Source organism: Arenimonas donghaensis DSM 18148 = HO3-R19 (genome assembly GCF_000743535.1).
Classification (GTDB): Bacteria; Pseudomonadota; Gammaproteobacteria; order Xanthomonadales; family Xanthomonadaceae; genus Arenimonas; species Arenimonas donghaensis.
This window is the reverse complement of sequence record NZ_AVCJ01000002.1, coordinates 1-19,586: the sequence shown is the minus strand read 5'-3', so window position 1 is coordinate 19,586 and position 19,586 is coordinate 1. Positions and strand designations below refer to the sequence as shown.

Below are 19,586 nucleotides of genomic sequence, written 5' to 3'. Positions count from 1 at the left end.
ATCAGGCCGCGAACAGCGCCCGCATCTTCTTGAGCGCGTTGGCTTCGACCTGGCGGATGCGTTCGGCGGACACGCCGTATTCGTCGGCCAGCTCCTGCAGCGTGGCCTTGGGCTCGCCCAGGAAACGCCGCTTGAGGATGTCGCGCGAACGCTGGTCCAGGCTGGACAGGCCTTCACGCAGCAGGTCGAGCTGGTCTTCCTCGTGCGAAGCACGCTCGTAGGCCATCGCCGGATCGTCGACGTCGGTGCGCAGGTAGGCCACCGGCGACGGCGGGCCCTCGTCGTCACCGTTGTCGGGCGCGTCGAAGCCGATGTCGCGGCCGGACAGGCGCGACTCCATCTCCATCACTTCGCGCTCGGAGACGTTGAGGTCCTTGGCGATCGCGCGCACTTCCTCGGCGTTCATCCAGCCCAGGCGCTTCTTCGACTTGCGCAGGTTGAAGAACAGCTTGCGCTGCGCCTTGGTGGTGGCGACCTTGACGATGCGCCAGTTGCGCAGGATGAATTCATGCATCTCGGCGCGCACCCAGTGCACGGCGAAGCTGACCAGGCGAACGCCCTGGTCCGGGTCGAAGCGCTTGACCGCCTTCATCAGGCCGATGTTGCCTTCCTGGATCAGGTCGCCCATGCCCAGGCCGTAGCCCTGGTAACCGCGGGCAACGTGCACCACGAAGCGCAGGTGCGACATCACCAGCGCCTTGGCGGCGTCCAGGTCGTCTTCGTCACGATAGCGGCGGGCGAGCGCCTGTTCGTCCTCGACGGCCAGCACCGGGATGCGGTTCACCGCACCGATGTAGGCGTCAAGGGAACCCAGCGCACTGGGAACCGGCAGGTTGTTGGCGATCAAGGCCGTCGTGGTCATGCGATCCTCGTTCATGGGTCCGGAGTTTAGCACTCGGACATTTGGAGTGCTAAATAGGCATAAAGTTCCCTGTCCGTTCCATGAATGGAACGACGGCTCCCCTTGGCCCGAAGCTTATGTGGTGCTGGCCCGGCCGGTTTCAAGCCCCCTGGAATCAATGACCTGCATCGATTCCGGGGGCCTGGCCTCAGGGCACCTGGCAGTCGAACGTGAACGACACCGCATTGCCGGGCGCACTGGTTCCCAGGGTCCCGAGGGTCACGCCGCCCACCAGGCCGCCGACCGTCAGGGCCCCGCCCGGGCAGGCCGCGCCGGAACAGGTGACCGGATTGCCCGCGGGGCAGTTCAGCTGGCCACTGGGGCTGTCGTGCACCACGGCCCCGGTGACCGCCACCGCGCCGGCGTTGGTGACCGTGACCACGTAGGTCACGGTCTGGCCGGAGACGACTCCGACCTGGTTGTTGGTCTTGGTGACCTGAAGGTCGCTGGTGAGGGGGATCGGGTCGACGGCGCAGCCAAACTGCGGCTGGCCGTTCATCACGCAGGTCGCGGCGGAAGCCGGCGTCGGTGCGGCCGAGTTCTGGGGATCGCCGCCACCGCCGACCTGCGCCCGGTTGACCGCCGGCGCGACGATGCCGGCCTGCACCTGCACCGGGAACGCGATGGTGCGGGTGGCGCCCGCGGCGAGCGCCGTGTTCGACGTGCAGGTGACGACCTGGCCGGCATTGCTGCAGCTGCTGTTGGGCGCGGTGAAGGGGCCGACGAAACCCAGCCCATTGGGCAGGACGTCCACCACCGTGATCGTGCCACTGGTGGGGGTGCCACCTTCGTTGCGCACGACCAGGCTGACCGTGAAGGTGTCACCGGGGGCGCGATTCTGCGGATCCGGATGGGACTTGGACAGCCTGACCTGGGGGCCCGCCTGGGCCGTATTGAGGTCGATGGCGCAGCCCAGCGGTGAGTTGTTCGCGGTGCACGCGGTGACGGCGGCATCGTTGAGGCTCGACGGCAGGTCGGTGTCGCCACCGCCGCCGATGCGTGCGCGGTTGGTGTACTGCGCGCCGTCGGTGGCCGTCCCGACGTTGGCCACCAGGCTGAACTGGCTCACGGCGCCGGCCGGGATGACCGTGTTCGACTGGCAGGAGACGACCGTGGCCGATACCCGGGTGCAGGTCCATGCCGCCGCGTTCGGCCCCGCCTTGACCAGCGCCGCCGGCCAGTTCATCGGCGCCGGCAGGACATCGCGGAACAGCAGGGTGCCCACCGAGTCGGCCGCGCCGACGTTGCGGACGATGAACTGGTAGGTGGTGCTGCCATCAATGGACATGAAGACCGCGCCGTCATCCTTCTCCAGGCGCAGTTCGATGTTGAGCGCGGCATTGGTGTCCGATGCGCAGCCATTGGAAGCATCACTGAACGTGGTGGCCGGCGGCGTCGGGGCCGGACACGCCTGGGTGTCGGCAACGCTGGGCAGCGAGGGCTTGCCCGGATCGCCACCGCCGCCAACGCGGGAGCGGTTGGTCAGCGAACTGGCGGCACTGGCCGACACCTGCGCCGGCAGGCTGATGGTGGCGGTGGCGCCGGCGGCCAGCGCGGTGGCGCGCGTGCAGTCGATGCTGTTGGTGCCCGCCGTCCAGGTGCAGGAGAAACCGCCGCTGCTGAAGGGCGAAGCACCGGTATAGGTCACGCCCGCCGGGAGCACGTCGCGAACGCCGATCGTGCCGGACGTGGCGAGACTGCCGGTGTTGCCGACCACCAGCTGGTAGGTGCTCGAGCCGCCGAGCACGACGTCGTCGCTGCCGTCGGATTTGGTAAGCGTGAGCAGCGGCGCCTGCACCGTGTCGGCATCGGCCGCACAGCCCGCTGGCGTGTTGTTGCCCGTGCAGGCCGTGGTGCTGGCCGGGGTCGGGGTCGGCTGGTCCTGGTCGCCGCCGCCACCCACCCGGGCGCGGTTGATCAGGCTGGTGCCGTCGGCACTCGCCACGGTGGCCACGAAGCTGAAGTTGCTGGTGGCCGCCGGCGCGAGCGCCGTGGCGGAAGTGCAGGTGATGACGTTGCTGGCGGCGCTGCAAGCCCAGTTCGCCGCCTGGGCCCCGCCCAGGGCCAGGGCACCGTCGGGCACCGAAATGCCCGCAGGCAGCACGTCCACCACGGTCACCGTGCCCGAGCTCGTGGCCTGGCCGACGTTCGACACCGTCAGGGCGTAGGTGGTCGGGCCATTGGTCAGGGTGCTGGTGCCATTGGACTTGGCCAGCCGCAGGTCGGGGTAACACTGGGCGCCCGGCGCCACGCCCGGCACGTTCGGCGACTGGAAAGTGGTCAGGCCGCCGTTGAGGCCAAAGGCGCCGTAGCTGTCGGTCGTGCCGTTGGTCGTGTAGCCGGGGCGACCGCCGGCCAGGTTGGCCGAAAGCGACATGGCCGCGGGTGCGAACGCGATGAAACCACCGCCGCCGCCGCCACCGGGACCATGGCGGGCGGCCTCGCCCGTCTGGTTGCCGGCCCAGGCGTTGCCACCGTCGCCACCGGCAACATTGACGGTGGCGCTGCCGCCTTCCAGGGTCTGCAGCACGACTGCGCCACCACCGCCACCGCCGCCCGCGGCGTCGTTGAGCACGTTGTAGCCGTGGGCACCCCGGGCATCGATGACACCGCTGCCCGTGACCTGCCGGGCCCGCAGGATCACCAGGCCGCCACCGGCACCGCCGGCGGAGCAGCGCGCCGCGGCGCTGCTGGCGCAGCTGATGCCCGCATTTAGGTAGGTCCCGGCGTCGGCCGTGTTGTTGTTGGTGCCGCCCGAACCGCCACCACCGCCCAGGAACACCCGGTTGAACTCGAGCGTGCCGGAATAACCGGCGCCGCCGCGGCCACCGGTGTCGTTGAGCGGTGCGTTCCAGGGTCGTCCGCCCAGGCCACCTGCGGCATAGTTGCCACCACCACCGCCGCCGGCATTGCGCGAATTGCTGAACGCCGCCGGCGAGCCTTCGGTGCCGCCGCCGCCGGCATTACCGGGCGCTCCGCGGGCGCGATCGCCCAACGGGTAACCGGTGCTGCCGGCATCGAGCACCAGCAGGTTGGCGCTGGTCACCGCCGCGCCGAAATTGTTCGTCTTGATCGCCAGGAAACGCGGCGTGCCCGCGATGCCCTCGCCCTTGCCGCCGTGAGTGGTAGAGGAGAAAACACCGGTGTCCTGGGCGCGCCAGTCGACGTCGGTGCCCGGACCGGACCCGCCGATGCCGGCAGCGCCGCGGAAGCCCCGGCCGGCAACAAACACCGCACGCCCGGCCTGGCCCTCGACGGTCGCCGAGCCCAGCGTGATGGTTCCGGCGGCATCGACGACGACCACGCCACCGGTTTCGGTCGAGGTGCCGTCTCTGCCCCAGGGCGGGGCAGTGACGCCGTTGAGCGTGACGTCGGCGAACTGCGGCACGCGCACGATCTGGTAGCGCCGCTGGCCGGCGGCGGCGGTCGCGTCGGCGTTGACGTAGGAATAGGTGAGCGCAGGCGAAAACGTCACGTTGCTGCCGGCCACGGCGTCGGCCCGCACGAATTCGTAGCGACCGGTGCCACCGATGCCGGTGGTGCCCGAACCGTTGCCGGTTCCGGAGCCGTAAACGCTGCTGTTGCTGGTGTTGATCGTGGCGTCCTGCATCTGGATCAACATCAGGACGTCGCCGACGGCCACCGTGGTGCTGGCACCCCGGGTATCGCGGTTGCCCAGGGCAAGCACCGTCGAGCCCGCGGCCAGGGTGCCGGTCGTGCCCGAATAATAGGTGTTCACGATGCCCGAGGCCGTGCTGGCCGGGTTGCTGCCGGGGTTGCCGCAGACCAGCGCCTGCGCCGAGGCCACGCCGGGCATGAGCAGGCAGGCGAGCAGGAGCCAGGCGCTCGGCGCCTTGCGGGAGTTAACGACAGGCATGGTGGATCCTCGCATCAGTAGCTGCCCACCAGGTTCAGGAAGAACCCGCGGTGGTCGTAGTCGAAATCGGTCAGGTCGTCGCTGAAATCGGTGAAGTTCCAGCCTACGCCGATCCGGAAATGGTCGCCGATGTCACGGTCGATGCCGACCAGGAAACCCCGGCGATCACCGCCCTGGGTCACGCCGAGCCAGCGATATTCCGCCAGGGCATGCCAGTGGTCGGCGAAGCTGTAGCGCAACTGCCCGGCGGCGAAGGTCGCCGCGGCATCGGTCCAGGTGCCGGCCAGGCGGCCCATGCGGACTTCGCCCTCGCGGCGCATGAGCTTGCCGGCAAGCTGCCAGCGCTGGTCGGGGCTGAAGATGCCTTCGATCGCAGCCACCTGCGTGCGCTGGTCGTAGAAGGCCACCGTGTCACCCACCTGGGGCAGCGCCGACACGTCGTACAGCCAGGTGTACTTGCCCAGCAGGGCGTAGCGGGTGCTGTCCCAGGGCCGCCAGGCAAAACCGACGTTGCCTTCGATGAAGCGGGCACCGGCCTGCGTCTGCACGGCGTCCTCGGTCTCGGACCAATTGAGCCGGGCGGCGACGCGCAGGCTGTCGTTGACCTTGTGCAGCAGGCGGTTGGTGGTGACCCATTGCTCGCGCTGTTCCGCGCCCCGGTCCTCGCGCCACTCCAGCTTGCTCTGCCACTGCGTCAGGTTGGAGGTGCGCCCGCCGGAGACGCTGATGGCGCGTCGCTCGACGAGTCCGGATGCCGCTTCGAGGTCGGCGTCCTGCAGCGTGAAGCCCAGGTTCCAGCCTTCGCCGACGAAGAAGTCCATGCCGAAGGTATGCGCCAGGCCGGTCTGGCCCGGCGCCTTGAGGTACTGGCTTTCGTTGAACACGTTGACGTTGCTGTTCAGGCGCCAGCGTTGGCCAAGCGTCCAGCCGGCATTGGCCGACGGATTGAACAGTGGGTCGTAGGCGGACTGGTCGGTGCTGTAGGTGTAGCCACCGTAGAAGCTGTGCTCGGCGCTGAGGCGGTATTCACCGTCCACGCGCAGGGCGTCGCCCCGGTCGCCGGTGGTCAGTTCCGCGCCAACGGTCGACAGGTCGCCGAACTGGTACTGGGCACCCACCGTCAGGGCGTCGTTCTCCTGGTAGGCACCGGAGTCGTCGTCGACCGTGACCTGCGCGATGCCGTACAGGTCCAGCGAGGTGCCGAGACGATGTTTGTACTGCACCGCCGCCAGCGTACCGACGGCGTCGCCGCCCAGCCGCTGTTCGTCGACGCGGCGCAGTTCGGCCGACAGGCTTCGATCCTGCGACAGCCGCCATTCCGCGGTCAGCTGAGCCTGGCCCAGCGACTCGGCGCCACGCTCGGCCTGGCTCGCCTTCGCGTACACGCCAAGGTCGGGGCCGAATTCGCCGCGCACTTCAGCGCCATACTCGCGGATCGCCTGGCCGGTATCGAACCGCGCGACCGAGAAGCCACCCTCGACCTCGCGCCACCAGGCGCCGGCGCTCCAGTCGCGCTGGGTCCAGCCCAGCTCGCGGAAGTTCGCCCTGGCCTCGACCGCACGGGCTTCGCCCGACCGGGCGCCGAGGCCCGAGTTGAGTTCGGTGAAGCTGAGGCCACCGTTGTCGGAGAAAAAGACCGGGGCACTGGTCGCTTCGGTCCGGGTGTGCTCGAGCCGCACGTAGGTGCCGCGACCCGCCTTGAGCGTGAGGTCGGCGCCGCGCAGCGAATAGTCGTCGCCGGCGCGGTTTTCGTCCACCCAGGTCGCGCCCAGGCCAACGTGGTCGCCGAACCAGTGGCGCCCACGGAAGCCCGCGGCCACGTCGTCGGCATCGAAGCCGCCACTGGGCACGTACTCATAGTCGGCCAGCAGGACCTGCAGCCAGCCGTCGAGCGGCGCGTCGCGGGTGAGGGTCGGCACGCGCTCGCGGGTGATCTGCGCCAGCGGACGGGTCAGCAGGATGCGGCCCTGGAACTCGTCGATCTCGTAGTCGACGCCGCGCTGGAGCACGACGCTGCCCTCGACGCGACCGGTCGTGGTGTCGCGCACCTCCAGCGTCAGCACTTCCGATCCCGGCAAGACGTCGGTGTGGCGCAGGTAGTAGAGGCTGCCGCCGGTACCGACGAATTCACTGTGCCCGGCCACGGTCTGGGCTTCGGACGCGAAGGCGCGAAGTTGGCTGCCGGCATCGCCGTAGGCGGTGGCGCGGCGACTGCGCCAGTCCAGCGCCGCACCGTAGAGCGAGCGCTGGTACTGGCCGTATTCGGTGCCGGTGAACCCGGTGCCGAAGTTGCCCCACAGGGCCTGGTTGCGGTCCCAGTCCACGCGCACGTAGAGGCGGCCCTGGCTGTCGACGTCGCGGTAGGTGGTGGAGTCGTCGCCGTACACCGGATAGTAGGTGTCGGGGTCGAGGCGCCGGAAGATGTCCTGGGGGTCCGCATCCCAGAATCCGTCGAACAGCTCGGAGACCTCGCGTTCACTCGTGTCGGCCTGCGCCGTCACCAGGTAACGTCCCTTGATTTTCCCCTTGAGGTAGAACGCCAGGCGACCTTCCAGCAGGAACCCGTCGTCGAAACGTTCGTCGCCGGCCAGGGGTTCGATCGAGCCGCTGGTGTCGCCATTGGACACCGTGAGGTCGGCGATGGCGACGGCGAACAGGTAGCGACCCGTCACGTCCACATCAAGCGTGTGCGAAACCGGCGCGCGATCCTGGCCTGCCAGGGTCAGTTCGAACCGGTGCTGGCCGACGGGCATCAGGTATTCGGCCGCCAGCTTGCGCTCCAGGTCGACCGGGTGCGGCTGGCCGTTGATCTCGACCGTGTAACCCTCGGGGATGTTGCGGCCGTGGATGCGGATGCGCGAGCCATGGATGGCGATGTTCTGCTGGCGCAGGGCATTGCCGGCGAAGGCGGACTGCACCAGCGCCAGGTCCTGCGCCTCGTCGGCCCCCAGGCGGATGCCCCGGGTCTTCTCGGTGCCGTCCCGGTTCCTGGACAGGCCACGCTCCGCTTCCTCGGGGCGCACCAGCTGCAGGCGCTGCGGGAAGGTTTCATCGACGCTGCCTTCGGCATCGCGCACGCGCACGATGTACTGCAGTTCGTCGCCTTCGCGCGCCACCGCGTCGGCCGGGAGTTCGCCGTCCCAGGTCGCATCGGCCACCGCCGCCACCTCCAAGGGGATGCGGGCCAGGGGTTCGACCAGGTCGGTGTCCTTGCCGGCGAAGACGATGATCTCGGCTTCGCTGATGAAGGACGAATAATTGCCCTGCACGTAGAAGCGCACTGGCTTGGCGATTCGGCCGCCTTCGAAGGCCACCAGGCTGGACGCACTGGCGTTGAGCACGGGCTGGCCCAGGTTGGGGTCTTCGGTGGCCCAGACCACGCCGCCATCGGGCAGCTGGACCGTCCACTTGCCGACCGCCGAGACGCGGCCGGCTTGCCCGGCTTCGATGGTCACGCGGCGATCGGCCGCCAGGCCCTCGTCCGCGCCGTCGGCGGCGGGCTCGCGCTCGCCGCGGGTGCGCACGCGCACCAGCACTTCGCCGTCGCTCGTACAGCCGGACGCCCCACAGGCGACGTCACCGATGGACTTCGCGGCGGCCGGGTCGTCGCTTGCCGAGACAAGCAGTGGAAAGGCCGCCGTGCCAAGCACGGCGATCAGGGTGCAATCGAGGATCTTCATCTTCAGGCGCATCACTTGCCCCCCTCGCTGCTGCGGACGGAGGCATCCGGGTCTTGGCTGATGTCAACGCGCAGTCGCTGGCGCAGTTCGGGTGGCAGTCGTGCAGCCAGGGCGTCGAAGACCGCACGCGCCCGGCGCAGGCCCAGTGCCGTGTTGGCCTGGTCCGAACCGCGCCGGTCGGCATGGCCGACGATGCCGACCACCAGCATGCCGTCGCCCGTGGCCGCCCGTTGTTCGATATCGGCGGCCACGGCATCAAGCAGCGCCGCATAACGAGGGGCAAGCACCGCCTGGCCGGTTTCGAACAACACGGTGCCCAGCACCGGGGATCCGCCGATGCTGGCCAGGCTGCTGTCCGGATCGGCCGGGTCGGTGCGCAGGCTCACGGCGACGTCGTCCAGGCCTTCGGGCATCGCGGCCTCGACGGCCTGCTGGACGACGCGGGCGCGCCTGAACGCCAGGGCTTCGTCCCCGCCTTCGGCGGTGATGACCAGCTGGCCGGCTCCGCGAGCCTGCAGCTGTTCGACGATGCCGGCAACGACGGGTTCGTGGCCCGGACGGAGCTCGGCGCTTTCAGGCGGGAACATCAGGTTGCCCAGCGCGATCTCCAGCACCTGTTCGGTGCCCGCGACCCGGCCCGTGGGCAGGGTGAACCCGAAGTCAAAGCGCGTCGGGATGCCCTGGGTGACGCGGCGCACCAGCGGGTTGCGGGTCGTCGCCACGCTGCCCGGCGGCAAGGTCGCGGTGTCCACCTTGAGGATGAAGTTGCGGCCACGTTCCCACGGACCGCCCGCCACGCCGACCAGATGGTAGCGGCCATGCGGGTCGGTCTCGATCAACAGGCCTTCCACGGAGGCGATGCGTACGCCCGGGATACCGCGCTCCTGGACGCCCAGGTTGGAGACGACATAGTCGACGCGGTAGCCGCCGGCTTCGCGCGAGACGCGCCGTTCGACCTGCGGCAGGGCCGCACTGTCTTGCGCCGGTTCGCCCTCGATTCGGGTATTGCCAGCGGCGTCCATGCGCAGGCTCAGCCCCTGGTCGCTGCTGAGCACGAAGTCGCTGGTGAACCGCGGCTCGACCAGCAACTGCGACACCACGAGCTGCCGCGCCGAGGCCGGGTCGGCCTCGGACTGGCGTCCTTCGATGTCGCCCACGTCCAGGCCACGCAGCAGCGGCGCGCTCGCGTCCGCCACCGGCCGGGCCTGGCCGTCGCGATGGAGCACGGTGGAGCCGGCCACGTAGGCCCCGGCCTCGAAGCCGCCCTGCACGTGGATACCGGTCAGCGAGGCCAGGTCCTGGCGACCGTCGCCGTCGCGGTCGTCGAAGACGGTACCGATCACCAGCGATTCTTCCATCATCGGATCACCGGCCAGGCGTACCTGGGCGGTGGCGACGTTGGACTGGCTGTCGCCGCTGGTCAGCACGGCGGAGTTGACGTGCATGCCCGGACGCACGCCGGCACCGACGCGCAGCAGGTAGCTGATCGTCGCGGACTGGCCGGGGGCGACGTCGATGCGGTCGACCCGGATCGGGAAGGTTCCCACCAGGCGACCGGCGCCGTCGTCGTCGGCGACCACGAGCGAGTCCTGCACATAGGTAAAGCCGGCCGGTGGCGTGTCCACCAGCAGGCCGTCCACCAGCGGGCCGCCGCCGGTGTTCTCGACCCGGACCTGGTAGCGCACCAGGTCGCCAACCCGGACTTCGCTGGGCTGGGCCGACTTGCTCAGACGGATCACGGTCGGGTCGGCCTGTACCTCGACGACCGCTGCGGCGTTGCCGGTGACCGTGATGGTCTGGCTGCCGGCCTTGGTGGTGCCGCTGGCAATGACCGCGTTCTCAAGCGGGTTGCCGGCATTGGCTTCCGCCGCCGTGATGGTGTGCGTGTAGCTGGCGCAGGTCGCCACCTCACCCGGAGCCAGGGTGGTCGGTGCGCAGTCGAGCATGACCGGCGCGCCGCCCTGGAAGCTGTCCTCCACGGTCAGGTTGCTGATCGTGAGATTGCCGGTATTGGTGACGATGACCGAATAGGTGATCACGTCACCGGCTTCGCCGCGACCCTGCACGCCTTCGTCGGTGGTCAGTTCGGCCAGCTTTTCGATGGCGATCTGCGGGCGCTGCTCGATGTCGATACCGACGCTCGCCGTACACGCCGCTGCCGGCGCTTCGCCGGGCAGGCAGACCTGGGCCGAAGTGGCGGTGGCCGTATTGGTCAGTGCGCCGGCCTCGACATCGGCCAGGGTGACCACGTAGGTCCCTTCCAGCACGCAGGTATCGCCGACCAGCACCAGGGCGCAGGTGACGCTGTCGGGCGTCAACATGGCGTCGTCGATGCGGACATCCGTAAGCGGCGTTTCACCGGTATTGATGACGGTCACGGTATAGGCCAGCGTGTCGCCGGCGCTTACGAGGCCGTCACCGTCCGCATCCGTGGCCAGGACCGGCTCGGGCTTGGTCGTGGCCATCGCCGGTACGCCGGCGGGAACGGGCGCGACCGGCGTGACAACGGTGTTCGAGACCACGGTGGCAGGCGTCTGCCCGCTCTCGGCATTGGCGGTGTTGACCACTTCGCCGGCCTGGGCCTCGTCCAGCGTGACCACGTGCGTGCCTTCGAGCACGCAGGTGCCGGCGACGGGCACGACGGCGCAGCTGACGCTTCCCGGATCAAGCAGGGCGTCGGTGACCACGACATTGGTCAGCTCCACCGTGCCGGTGTTGGTCAGGGTGATGGTGTAGGCCAGGGTGTCACCGAGGCTGACGCCGCCACTGCCGTCGGCGTCGACCAGCAGGGTCGCCGCGGACTTGGCGAGCGTGGCTTCGGCGATTTCCGGCGAGATGACGGTGATGACCTGGTTGGCGCTGGCGACGCCGCCGTTGCGGTCGGTGATGGCGTAGGGGAAGGTCACGGTTCCCGTGAAGTCCGGATCCGGCGCGAACGTGAAGCTGCCGTCGGCCGCCACGATGACGGTGCCACCCGTCACCGGGATCTCCTGGTACGAGCCGGGCGTCAGCGGCACGCCATTGATGGAGAAGACGTAGAGGGTGTCTCCGTCCGGGTCGCTGTCGGCAGTGAGCGGGAACAAGGCAACCGGCACGCCCGCGGGCGTGGTGTAGGTGTCGGTGACCGCCACCGGGCGGCGATTGGCCACCGGCGTGGTGACCGTGTTCGACGACACCGGCGCCGGGATTTCGGTGCTGCTGGCCGTCGCGGTGTTGACGACGCGACGGGCCCGCACCTCGGCATCGGTGACGACGTGCGTGCCGGTGAGCACGCAGGTGCCGCCGAGCGGTACGTTGGCGCAGGTGGTGCTGCCGGGCGTCAGCTGCGGATCGCTGACAACCACGTTGGTCAGCGGCAGGTTGCCGGTATTGGTCAGCGTCACCGTGTAGCGCAGGGTGTCGCCACCGGTGAGACTGCCGCTGCCATCGGCGTCGATCACCAGGCTGGCGTCGGACTTGAACAGCGTGAAGCCCGGCACCGGGCGCACCGGCGTGACGACCGTGTTGGAGTTCGTCGGTCCGGGGACTTCCGTGCTGGTGGCGCTGGCCGTGTTGACCACCTGGCCGGCGAGCGCTTCGGCATTGCTCACGACATGCGTGCCGGTGAGCACGCACGTAGCGCCGACGGCCACGCTGGCGCAGGGGGTGCTGCCCGGGGTCAGCTGCGGATCACTGACGACCACGTTGGAGAGGGCGAGGTCGCCCACGTTGGTCAGCGTCACCGTGTAGCTGAGGGTGTCGCCTTCGGTGATGTCACCCGAACCGTCGGCATCAGTCACCAGGGTCGCCGGCGACTTGGCCAGGGTCAGCGCCGGCACCTGGGTGACCGGCGTGGTGACGGTGTTGGAGTTGGTCGGACCCGGCACCTCCGTGCTGGTGGCATTGGCGGTGTTGACCACCTGGCCGGCCTGCGCTTCCGCGGCCGTCACCACGTGGGTGCCGGAAAGCACACAGGTGCCGCCCACGGCGACACTGGCGCAGGTCGTGCTGCCGGGGGTCAGCTGCGGATCGCTCACGACAACCGAGGTCAGTGCCACGTCGCCGGTGTTGGTCAGCGTGACGGTGTAGCTCAGCGTGTCACCTTCTGTGATGTCGCCCGAGCCGTCGGCATCGGTGGTCAGCGTCGCCGCGGACTTGGCCAGGGTGAGCGCCGGGACCTGGACCACGGGCGTCGTGACGGTATTCGAATCCGTCGGACCCGGCACCTCGGTGCTGGTCGCGTTGGCGGTGTTGACGACCTGGCCGGCCTGCGCTTCCGCGGCCGTCACCACGTGCGTGCCGGAAAGCACGCAGGTGCCGCCGACGGCGACGCTGGCGCAACTCGTGCTGGCCGGGGTCAGCTGGGCGTCGTTGATGACGACGTTGTTCAGCGGAACATCACCGGTGTTGGTCAGGGTCACCGTGTAGCTCAGCGTGTCGCCTTCCGTGATGTCGCCCGATGCATCGGCATCGGTGGTCAGGGTGGCGGCCGACTTGGCCAGGGTCAGGTCAGGGACCTGGACCACGGGCGTGGTCACCGTGTTTGAGTCCGTCGGACCCGGCACCTCGGTGCTGGTCGCATTGGCGGTGTTGACCACCTGGCCCGCCTGGGCCTCGGCCGCAGTGACCACGTGCGTACCGGAAAGCGCGCAGGTGCCGCCGACGGCGACGCTGGCGCAGTTGATGCTGCCCGGAGTGAGCTGCGGATCGCTCACGACCACACTGGTGAGGGCGATGTCGCCCACGTTGGTCAAGGTCACCGTGTAGCTCAGCGTGTCGCCTTCCGTGATGTCACCGGAGGCGTCGGCATCGGTGCTCAGCGTCGCCGCCGACTTGGCCAGCGTCAGCGCCGGGACCTGGACCACCGGCGTGGTGACGGTATTGGAGTCTGTCGGGCCCGGCACCTCGGTGCTGGTCGCGTTGGCCGTGTTGACCACCTGGCCCGCCTGGGCCTCGGCCGCCGTGACCACGTGCGTACCGGTCAGGATGCAGGTGCCGCCGACGGCGACACTGGCGCAGCTCGTGCTGCCCGGGGTCAGCTGCGGATCGCTGACGACGACGTTGCCCAGCGGGACATCGCCGGTGTTGGTCAGCGTCACCGTGTAGCTGAGCGTGTCGCCTTCCGTGATGTCGCCCGACGCATCGGCATCGGTCGTCAGCGTCGCCGCCGACTTGGCCAGGGTGAGCGCCGGGACCTGGACTACCGGCGTGGTGACGGTGTTGGAGTCCGTCGGGCCGGGAATTTCGGTGCTGGTCGCGTTGGCGGTGTTGACGACCTGACCCGCCTGGGCTTCGGCCGCGGTGACCACGTGCGTACCGGTCAGCACGCAGGTGCCGCCGACGGCGACGCTGGCGCAGCTCGTGCTGCCCGGCGTCAGCTGCGGATCACTGACGACGACCGAGGTCAGGGCAACGTCGCCCGTATTGGTCAGCGTCACCGTGTAGCTCAGCGTGTCGCCCTCGGTGATGTTGCCCGAGCCGTCGGCATCGGTGGTCAGCGTCGCCGCGGACTTGGCCAAGGTGAGCGCCGGGACCTGCACGACAGGCGTGGTGACGGTGTTGGAATTGGTCGGACCGGGGATCTCGGTGCTGGTGACGCTGGCCGTGTTGACCACCTGGCCGGCCTGGGCTTCCGCCGCCGTCACCACGTGCGTGCCGGTCAGCATGCAGGTGCCGCCAATGGCGACGCTGGCGCAGCTGGCGCTCGCCGGGGTCAGCTGGGCGTCGTTGATAACGACGTTGCCCAGCGGGACATCACCGGTGTTGGTCAGCGTCACCGTGTAGCTCAGCGTGTCGCCTTCCGTGATGTCGCCCGACGCGTCGGCGTCGGTCACCAGCGCGGCGGCCGACTTGGCGAGCGTCAGGGCCGGCACCTGGACCACCGGCGTGGTGACGGTGTTGGAGTTGGTCGGACCCGGCACCTCGGTGCTGGTCGCGTTGGCGGTGTTGACCACCTGGCCCGCCTGGGCTTCGGCCGCGGTGACCACATGGGTGCCCGTGAGCACGCAGGTACTGCCAACGGCAACGCTGGCGCAGCTCGTGCTGGCCGGGGTCAGCTGGGCGTCGTTGATGACGACGTTGTTCAGCGGAACATCACCGGTGTTGGTCAGTGTCACCGTATAGCTCAGCGTGTCGCCTTCCGTGATGTCGCCCGACGCATCGGCATCGGTCGTCAGGGTGGCGGCCGACTTGGCCAGGGTCAGGTCAGGGACCTGGACCACGGGCGTGGTCACCGTATTGGAGTCCGTCGGGCCCGGCAGTTCCGTGCTCGTGGCACTGGCGGTGTTGACCACCTGACCCGCCTGGGCTTCGGCTGCGGTGACCACGTGCGTGCCGGAAAGCACGCAGGTGCCGCCCACGGCGACGCTGGCGCAGGTTGTGCTGGCCGGGGTCAGCTGCGGATCGCTCACCACGACCGAGGTCAGGGCAACGTCGCCCGTATTGGTCAGCGTCACCGTATAGCTGAGGGTGTCGCCTTCGGTAATGTCACCGGAGGCGTCGGCATCGGTGCTCAGCGTCGCCGCCGACTTGGCCAGGGTGAGCGCCGGTACCTGGACCACGGGCGTCGTGACAGTGTTGGAGTTCGTCGGACCCGGCACCTCGGTGCTGGTCGCGTTGGCGGTGTTGACGACCTGACCCGCCTGGGCCTCGGCTGCAGTGACCACATGCGTACCGGAAAGCACGCAAGTGGCGCCGACGGCAACGCTGGCGCAGCTCGTGCTGCCCGGGGTCAGCTGCGGATCGCTGACGACCACGCTGGTCAGCGCCAGGTCACCGGTATTGGTCAGCGTCACCGTGTAGCTGAGGGTGTCGCCTTCGGTAATGTTGCCCGAGCCGTCGGCATCGGTGGTCAGGGTGGCGGCCGACTTGGCGAGCGCCAGGGCCGGGACCTGCACCACCGGCGTAGTAACGGTATTGGAGTCCGTCGGGCCGGGGATCTCGGTGCTGGTCGCGTTGGCGATGTTGACCACCTGGCCCGCCTGGGCCTCGGCCGCGGTGACCACGTGCGTACCGGCCAGGACGCAGGTGCCGCCGACGGCGACGCTGGCGCAGGACGTGCTGCCGGGGGTGAGTTGCGGATCGCTGACAACCACACTGGTCAGCGCCACGTCACCGGTGTTGGTCAGCGTGACGGTGTAGCTCAGCGTGTCACCTTCAGTGATGTCACCCGAGGCGTCCGCATCGGTCGTCAGCGTGGCCGACGACTTGGCCAGGGTCAGGGCCGGGATCTGGACCACCGGCGTGGTGACCGTATTGGAATCGGTCGGTCCCGGCAGTTCCGTGCTGGTCGCGTTGGCGGTGTTGACCACCTGGCCCGCCTGGGCCTCGGCCGCGGTGACCACATGGGTGCCCGTGAGCACGCAGGTGCCACCAATGGCGACACTTGCGCAGCTCGTGCTGCCCGGGGTCAGCTGCGGATCGGCGACAACCACGCTGGTCAGCGCCACGTCGCCGGTATTGGTCAGCGTCACCGTGTAGCTCAGCGTGTCCCCTTCGGTGATGTCACCGCTGGCATCCGCGTCGGTCGTCAGCGTCGCCGACGACTTAACCAGGCTGAACTCGGGCACCTGCGACACCGGCGTGGTCACCGTGTTCGAACTCGTCGGACCCGGTACTTCGGTGCTGGTCGCGTTGGCCGTGTTGACCACCTGGCCCGCCTGGGCCTCGGTCGCGGTGACCACATGGGTGCCCGCGAGCACGCAGGTGCCGCCGACGGCGACGTTGGCGCAGGACGTGCTGCCCGGGGTCAGCTGCGGGTCGCTCACCACGACCGACGTCAGCGCCACGTCGCCCGTATTGGTCAGCGTGATGGTGTAGCTCAGCGTGTCGCCTTCGGTGATGTCACCGGAGGCGTCGGCATCGGTGGTCAGGCTCGCCGCCGACTTCGACAGCGTCAGCGCCGGCACCTGGACCACCGGCGTGGTGACGGTATTGGAATCCGTCGGGCCGGGGATCTCGGTGCTGGTCGCGTTGGCGGTGTTGACCACCTGGCCCGCCTGGGCTTCTGCTGCGGTCACCACGTGCGTACCGGCCAGGACGCAGGTGCCGCCGACGGCGACGCTGGCGCAGCTGGCGCTCGCCGGGGTCAGCTGGGCGTCGTTGATAACGACGTTGCCCAGCGGGACGTCACCGGTGTTGGTCAGCGTGACGGCGTAGCTCAGCGTGTCACCTTCGGTGATGTCACCCGAGGCGTCCGCGTCGGTCGTCAGCGTCGCCGACGACTTCACCAGGCTGAACTCGGGCACCTGCGCTACCGGGGTGGTCACCGTGTTCGAACTCGTCGGGCCCGGCACTTCGGTGCTGGTCGCGCTGGCGGTGTTGACCACCTGGCCAGCAAGCGCCTCGGCGTTGCTGACGACATGCGTGCCGGAAAGCACGCAGGTGCCGCCGACGGCGACGCTGGCGCAGCTCGTGCTGGCCGGGGTGAGTTGCGCATCGTTGATCACGACGCTGCTCAGCGGTACGTCACCGGTATTGGTCAGCGTCACCGTGTAGCTCAGCGTGTCACCTTCGGTGATGTCACCGCTGGCATCCGCGTCGGTCGTCAGCGTGGCGGCCGACTTCGACAGCGTCAGCGCCGGCACCTGCACAACAGGCGTGGTGACGGTATTGGAACTCGTCGGGCCGGGAATCTCAGCGCTCGTCGCGTTCGCCGTATTGACCACTTCGCCGGCCTGCGCTTCCGCCGCAGTCACCACGTGGGTGCCGGAGAGCACACAGGTGGCGCCCACGGCGACGCTGGCGCAGGAGCTGTTGCCCGGGGTCAGTTGCGGATCGCTCACCACGACCGAGGTCAGCGTCACGTCGCCGGTGTTGGTCAGCGTGACGGTGTAGCTCAGGGTGTCGCCTTCCGTGATGTTGCCCGAGCCGTCGGCATCGGTGGTCAGGGTGGCGGCCGACTTGGCAAGCGTCAGGGCCGGCACCTGCACGACAGGCGTGGTGACGGTGTTGGAGTTGGTCGGACCCGGCACCTCGGTGCTGGTCGCGTTGGCGGTGTTGACGACCTGGCCCGCCTGGGCTTCGGCCGCGGTCACCACATGGGTGCCGGAAAGCACGCAGGTGCCGCCAACGGCGACGCTGACGCAGCTCGTGCTGCCCGGCGTCAGCTGCGGATCGCTGACAACCACACTGGTCAGCGCCACGTCACCGGTGTTGGTCAGCGTGACGGTGTAGCTCAGCGTGTCACCTTCAGTGATATCACCCGAGGCGTCCGCGTCGGTCGTCAGCGTGGCCGGGGACTTGGCCAGGGTCAGGTCGGGGACCTGGACCACCGGCGTCGTGACGGTATTCGAGTCCGTCGGACCCGGCACTTCGGTGCTGGTCGCGTTGGCCGTGTTGACGACCTGGCCCGCCTGGGCTTCGGCCGCGGTAACCACATGGGTTCCCGTGAGCACGCAGGTGCCCCCGACCGCGACGCTGGCACACGACGTGCTGCCGGGGGTCAGCTGTGCATCACTGACCACGACCGACGTCAGGGCAATGTCGCCCGTATTGGTCAGCGTGACCGTGTAGCTGAGGGTGTCGCCTTCGGTGATGTCACCGGAGGCGTCGGCATCGGTGCTCAGCGTCGCCGCCGACTTCGCCAGTGTCAGCGCCGGGATTTGGACCACCGACGTGGTGACGGTGTTCGAGCTCGTCGGACCTGGGATCTCGGTGCTGGTCGCATTGGCCGTGTTGACCACTTCCCCGGCCTGGGCCTCGGCCGCCGTGACCACGTGCGTACCGGTCAGGACACAGGTACCGCCGACGGCGACACTGGCGCAGCTGGCGCTGGCCGGGGTCAGCTGCGGATCGCTGACGACCACGTTGGTCAGCGCCACGTCGCCCGTATTGGTCAGCGTGACGGTGTAGCTCAGCGTGTCGCCTTCGGTGATGTTGCCGCTGGCATCCGCGTCGGTAGTCAGCGTCGCGGCCGACTTGGCGAGCGTCAGGGCCGGGACCTGGACCACCGGCGTGGTGACCGTATTCGAATCGGTCGGACCGGGCACTTCCGTGCTCGTGGCATTGGCGGTGTTGACCACCTGGCCCGCCTGGGCCTCGGCCGCGGTGACCACATGGGTACCCGTCAGCACGCAGGTACCCCCGACGGCGACGCTGGCGCAGCTCGTGCTGGCCGGGGCAAGTTGGGCGTCACTGATGACTACGCTGCTTAACGGGACATCACCGGTGTTGGTCAGCGTCACCGTGTAGCTCAGCGTGTCGCCTTCCGTAATGTCGCCCGACGCGTCGGCATCGGTGGTCAGTGTCGCCGCCGACTTGGCGAGCGTCAGTGCCGGGACCTGGACCACCGGCGTGGTGACGGTGTTGGAGTTGGTCGGACCTGGCACCTCGGTGCTGGTCGCGTTGGCCGTGTTGACCACTTCGCCGGCCTGCGCTTCCGCGGCGGTCACCACATGCGTGCCGGAAAGCACACAGGTGCCGCCGATGGCGACGCTGGCGCAACTCGTGCTGCCCGGCGTCAGCTGCGGATCACTGACCACGACCGACGTCAGGGCAATGTCGCCCGTATTGGTCAGCGTGACGGTATAACTGAGGGTGTCGCCTTCGGTGATGTTGCCCGAGCCGTCGGCATCGGTGGTCAGGGTGGCGGCCGACTTGGCGAGCGTCAGGGCCGGCACCTGCACCACCGGCGTGGTGACGGTGTTGGAATTCGTTGGACCCGGCACCTCGGTGCTGGTGGCATTGGCGGTGTTGACTACCTGGCCCGCCTGGGCCTCGGCCGCGGTCACCACGTGGGTGCCCGTGAGTACGCAAGTACCGCCGACAGCGACGCTGGCGCAGGAAACACTGCCGGGGGTCAGCTGCGGATCGCTGACCACGACCGAGGTCAGGGCAACGTCGCCCGTATTGGTCAGCGTGACCGTGTAGCTGAGTGTGTCGCCTTCGGTGATGTCGCCCGACGCATCGGCATCGGTTGTCAGCGTCGCCGCGGACTTGGCCAGGGTGAGCGCCGGCACCTGGACCACGGGCGTGGTGACGGTATTCGAGTCCGTCGGGCCGGGAATCTCGGTGCTGGTTGCGTTGGCGGTGTTGACGACCTGACCCGCCTGGGCTTCGGCCGCAGTGACCACATGGGTGCCCGTGAGCACGCAGGTGCCCCCGACGGCGACGCTGGCGCAGCTCGTGCTGCCCGGCGTCAGCTGCGGAT

At 69.0% G+C, this 19,586-nt stretch carries 4 protein-coding genes; all 4 read right to left on the bottom strand.

Features of this window, described 5'->3' with window-relative positions:
- Position 1: 1 nt before the first annotated feature.
- The 4 genes from rpoH to N788_RS14540 all read right to left on the bottom strand — a co-directional run bounded on the left by rpoH (position 2) and on the right by N788_RS14540 (position 19,527).
- Entirely contained in the window at positions 2 to 877 is an 876-nt protein-coding gene (rpoH, locus tag N788_RS02800) for an RNA polymerase sigma factor RpoH (RefSeq protein ID WP_034220744.1), read from the bottom strand.
- 172 nt (positions 878 to 1,049) lie between these two features.
- Positions 1,050 to 4,778, bottom strand: coding sequence for a DUF11 domain-containing protein (locus tag N788_RS13715; protein WP_051924288.1), 3,729 nt, complete (start codon positions 4,776 to 4,778; stop codon positions 1,050 to 1,052).
- A 14-nt stretch (positions 4,779 to 4,792) separates the two neighbouring features.
- Complete coding sequence (locus tag N788_RS02790; protein ID WP_211250673.1) at positions 4,793 to 8,470, bottom strand: hypothetical protein; 3,678 nt, start codon at positions 8,468 to 8,470, stop codon at positions 4,793 to 4,795.
- Positions 8,470 to 19,527, bottom strand: a complete 11,058-nt coding sequence (locus N788_RS14540) for a DUF7507 domain-containing protein (protein WP_211250672.1) — start codon at positions 19,525 to 19,527, stop codon at positions 8,470 to 8,472. The genes N788_RS02790 and N788_RS14540 overlap by 1 nt, the downstream gene beginning before the upstream one ends.
- Between the last annotated feature and the right edge of the window lie 59 nt (positions 19,528 to 19,586).

Bases quoted from the DNA above. Each gene is read 5' to 3' on its own strand.
- rpoH (WP_034220744.1), bottom strand. From the start codon at position 877: ATGAACGAGGATCGCATGACCACGACGGCCTTGATCGCCAACAACCTG.
- N788_RS13715 (WP_051924288.1), bottom strand. From the start codon at position 4,778: ATGCCTGTCGTTAACTCCCGCAAGGCGCCGAGCGCCTGGCTCCTGCTC.
- N788_RS02790 (WP_211250673.1), bottom strand. From the start codon at position 8,470: ATGCGCCTGAAGATGAAGATCCTCGATTGCACCCTGATCGCCGTGCTT.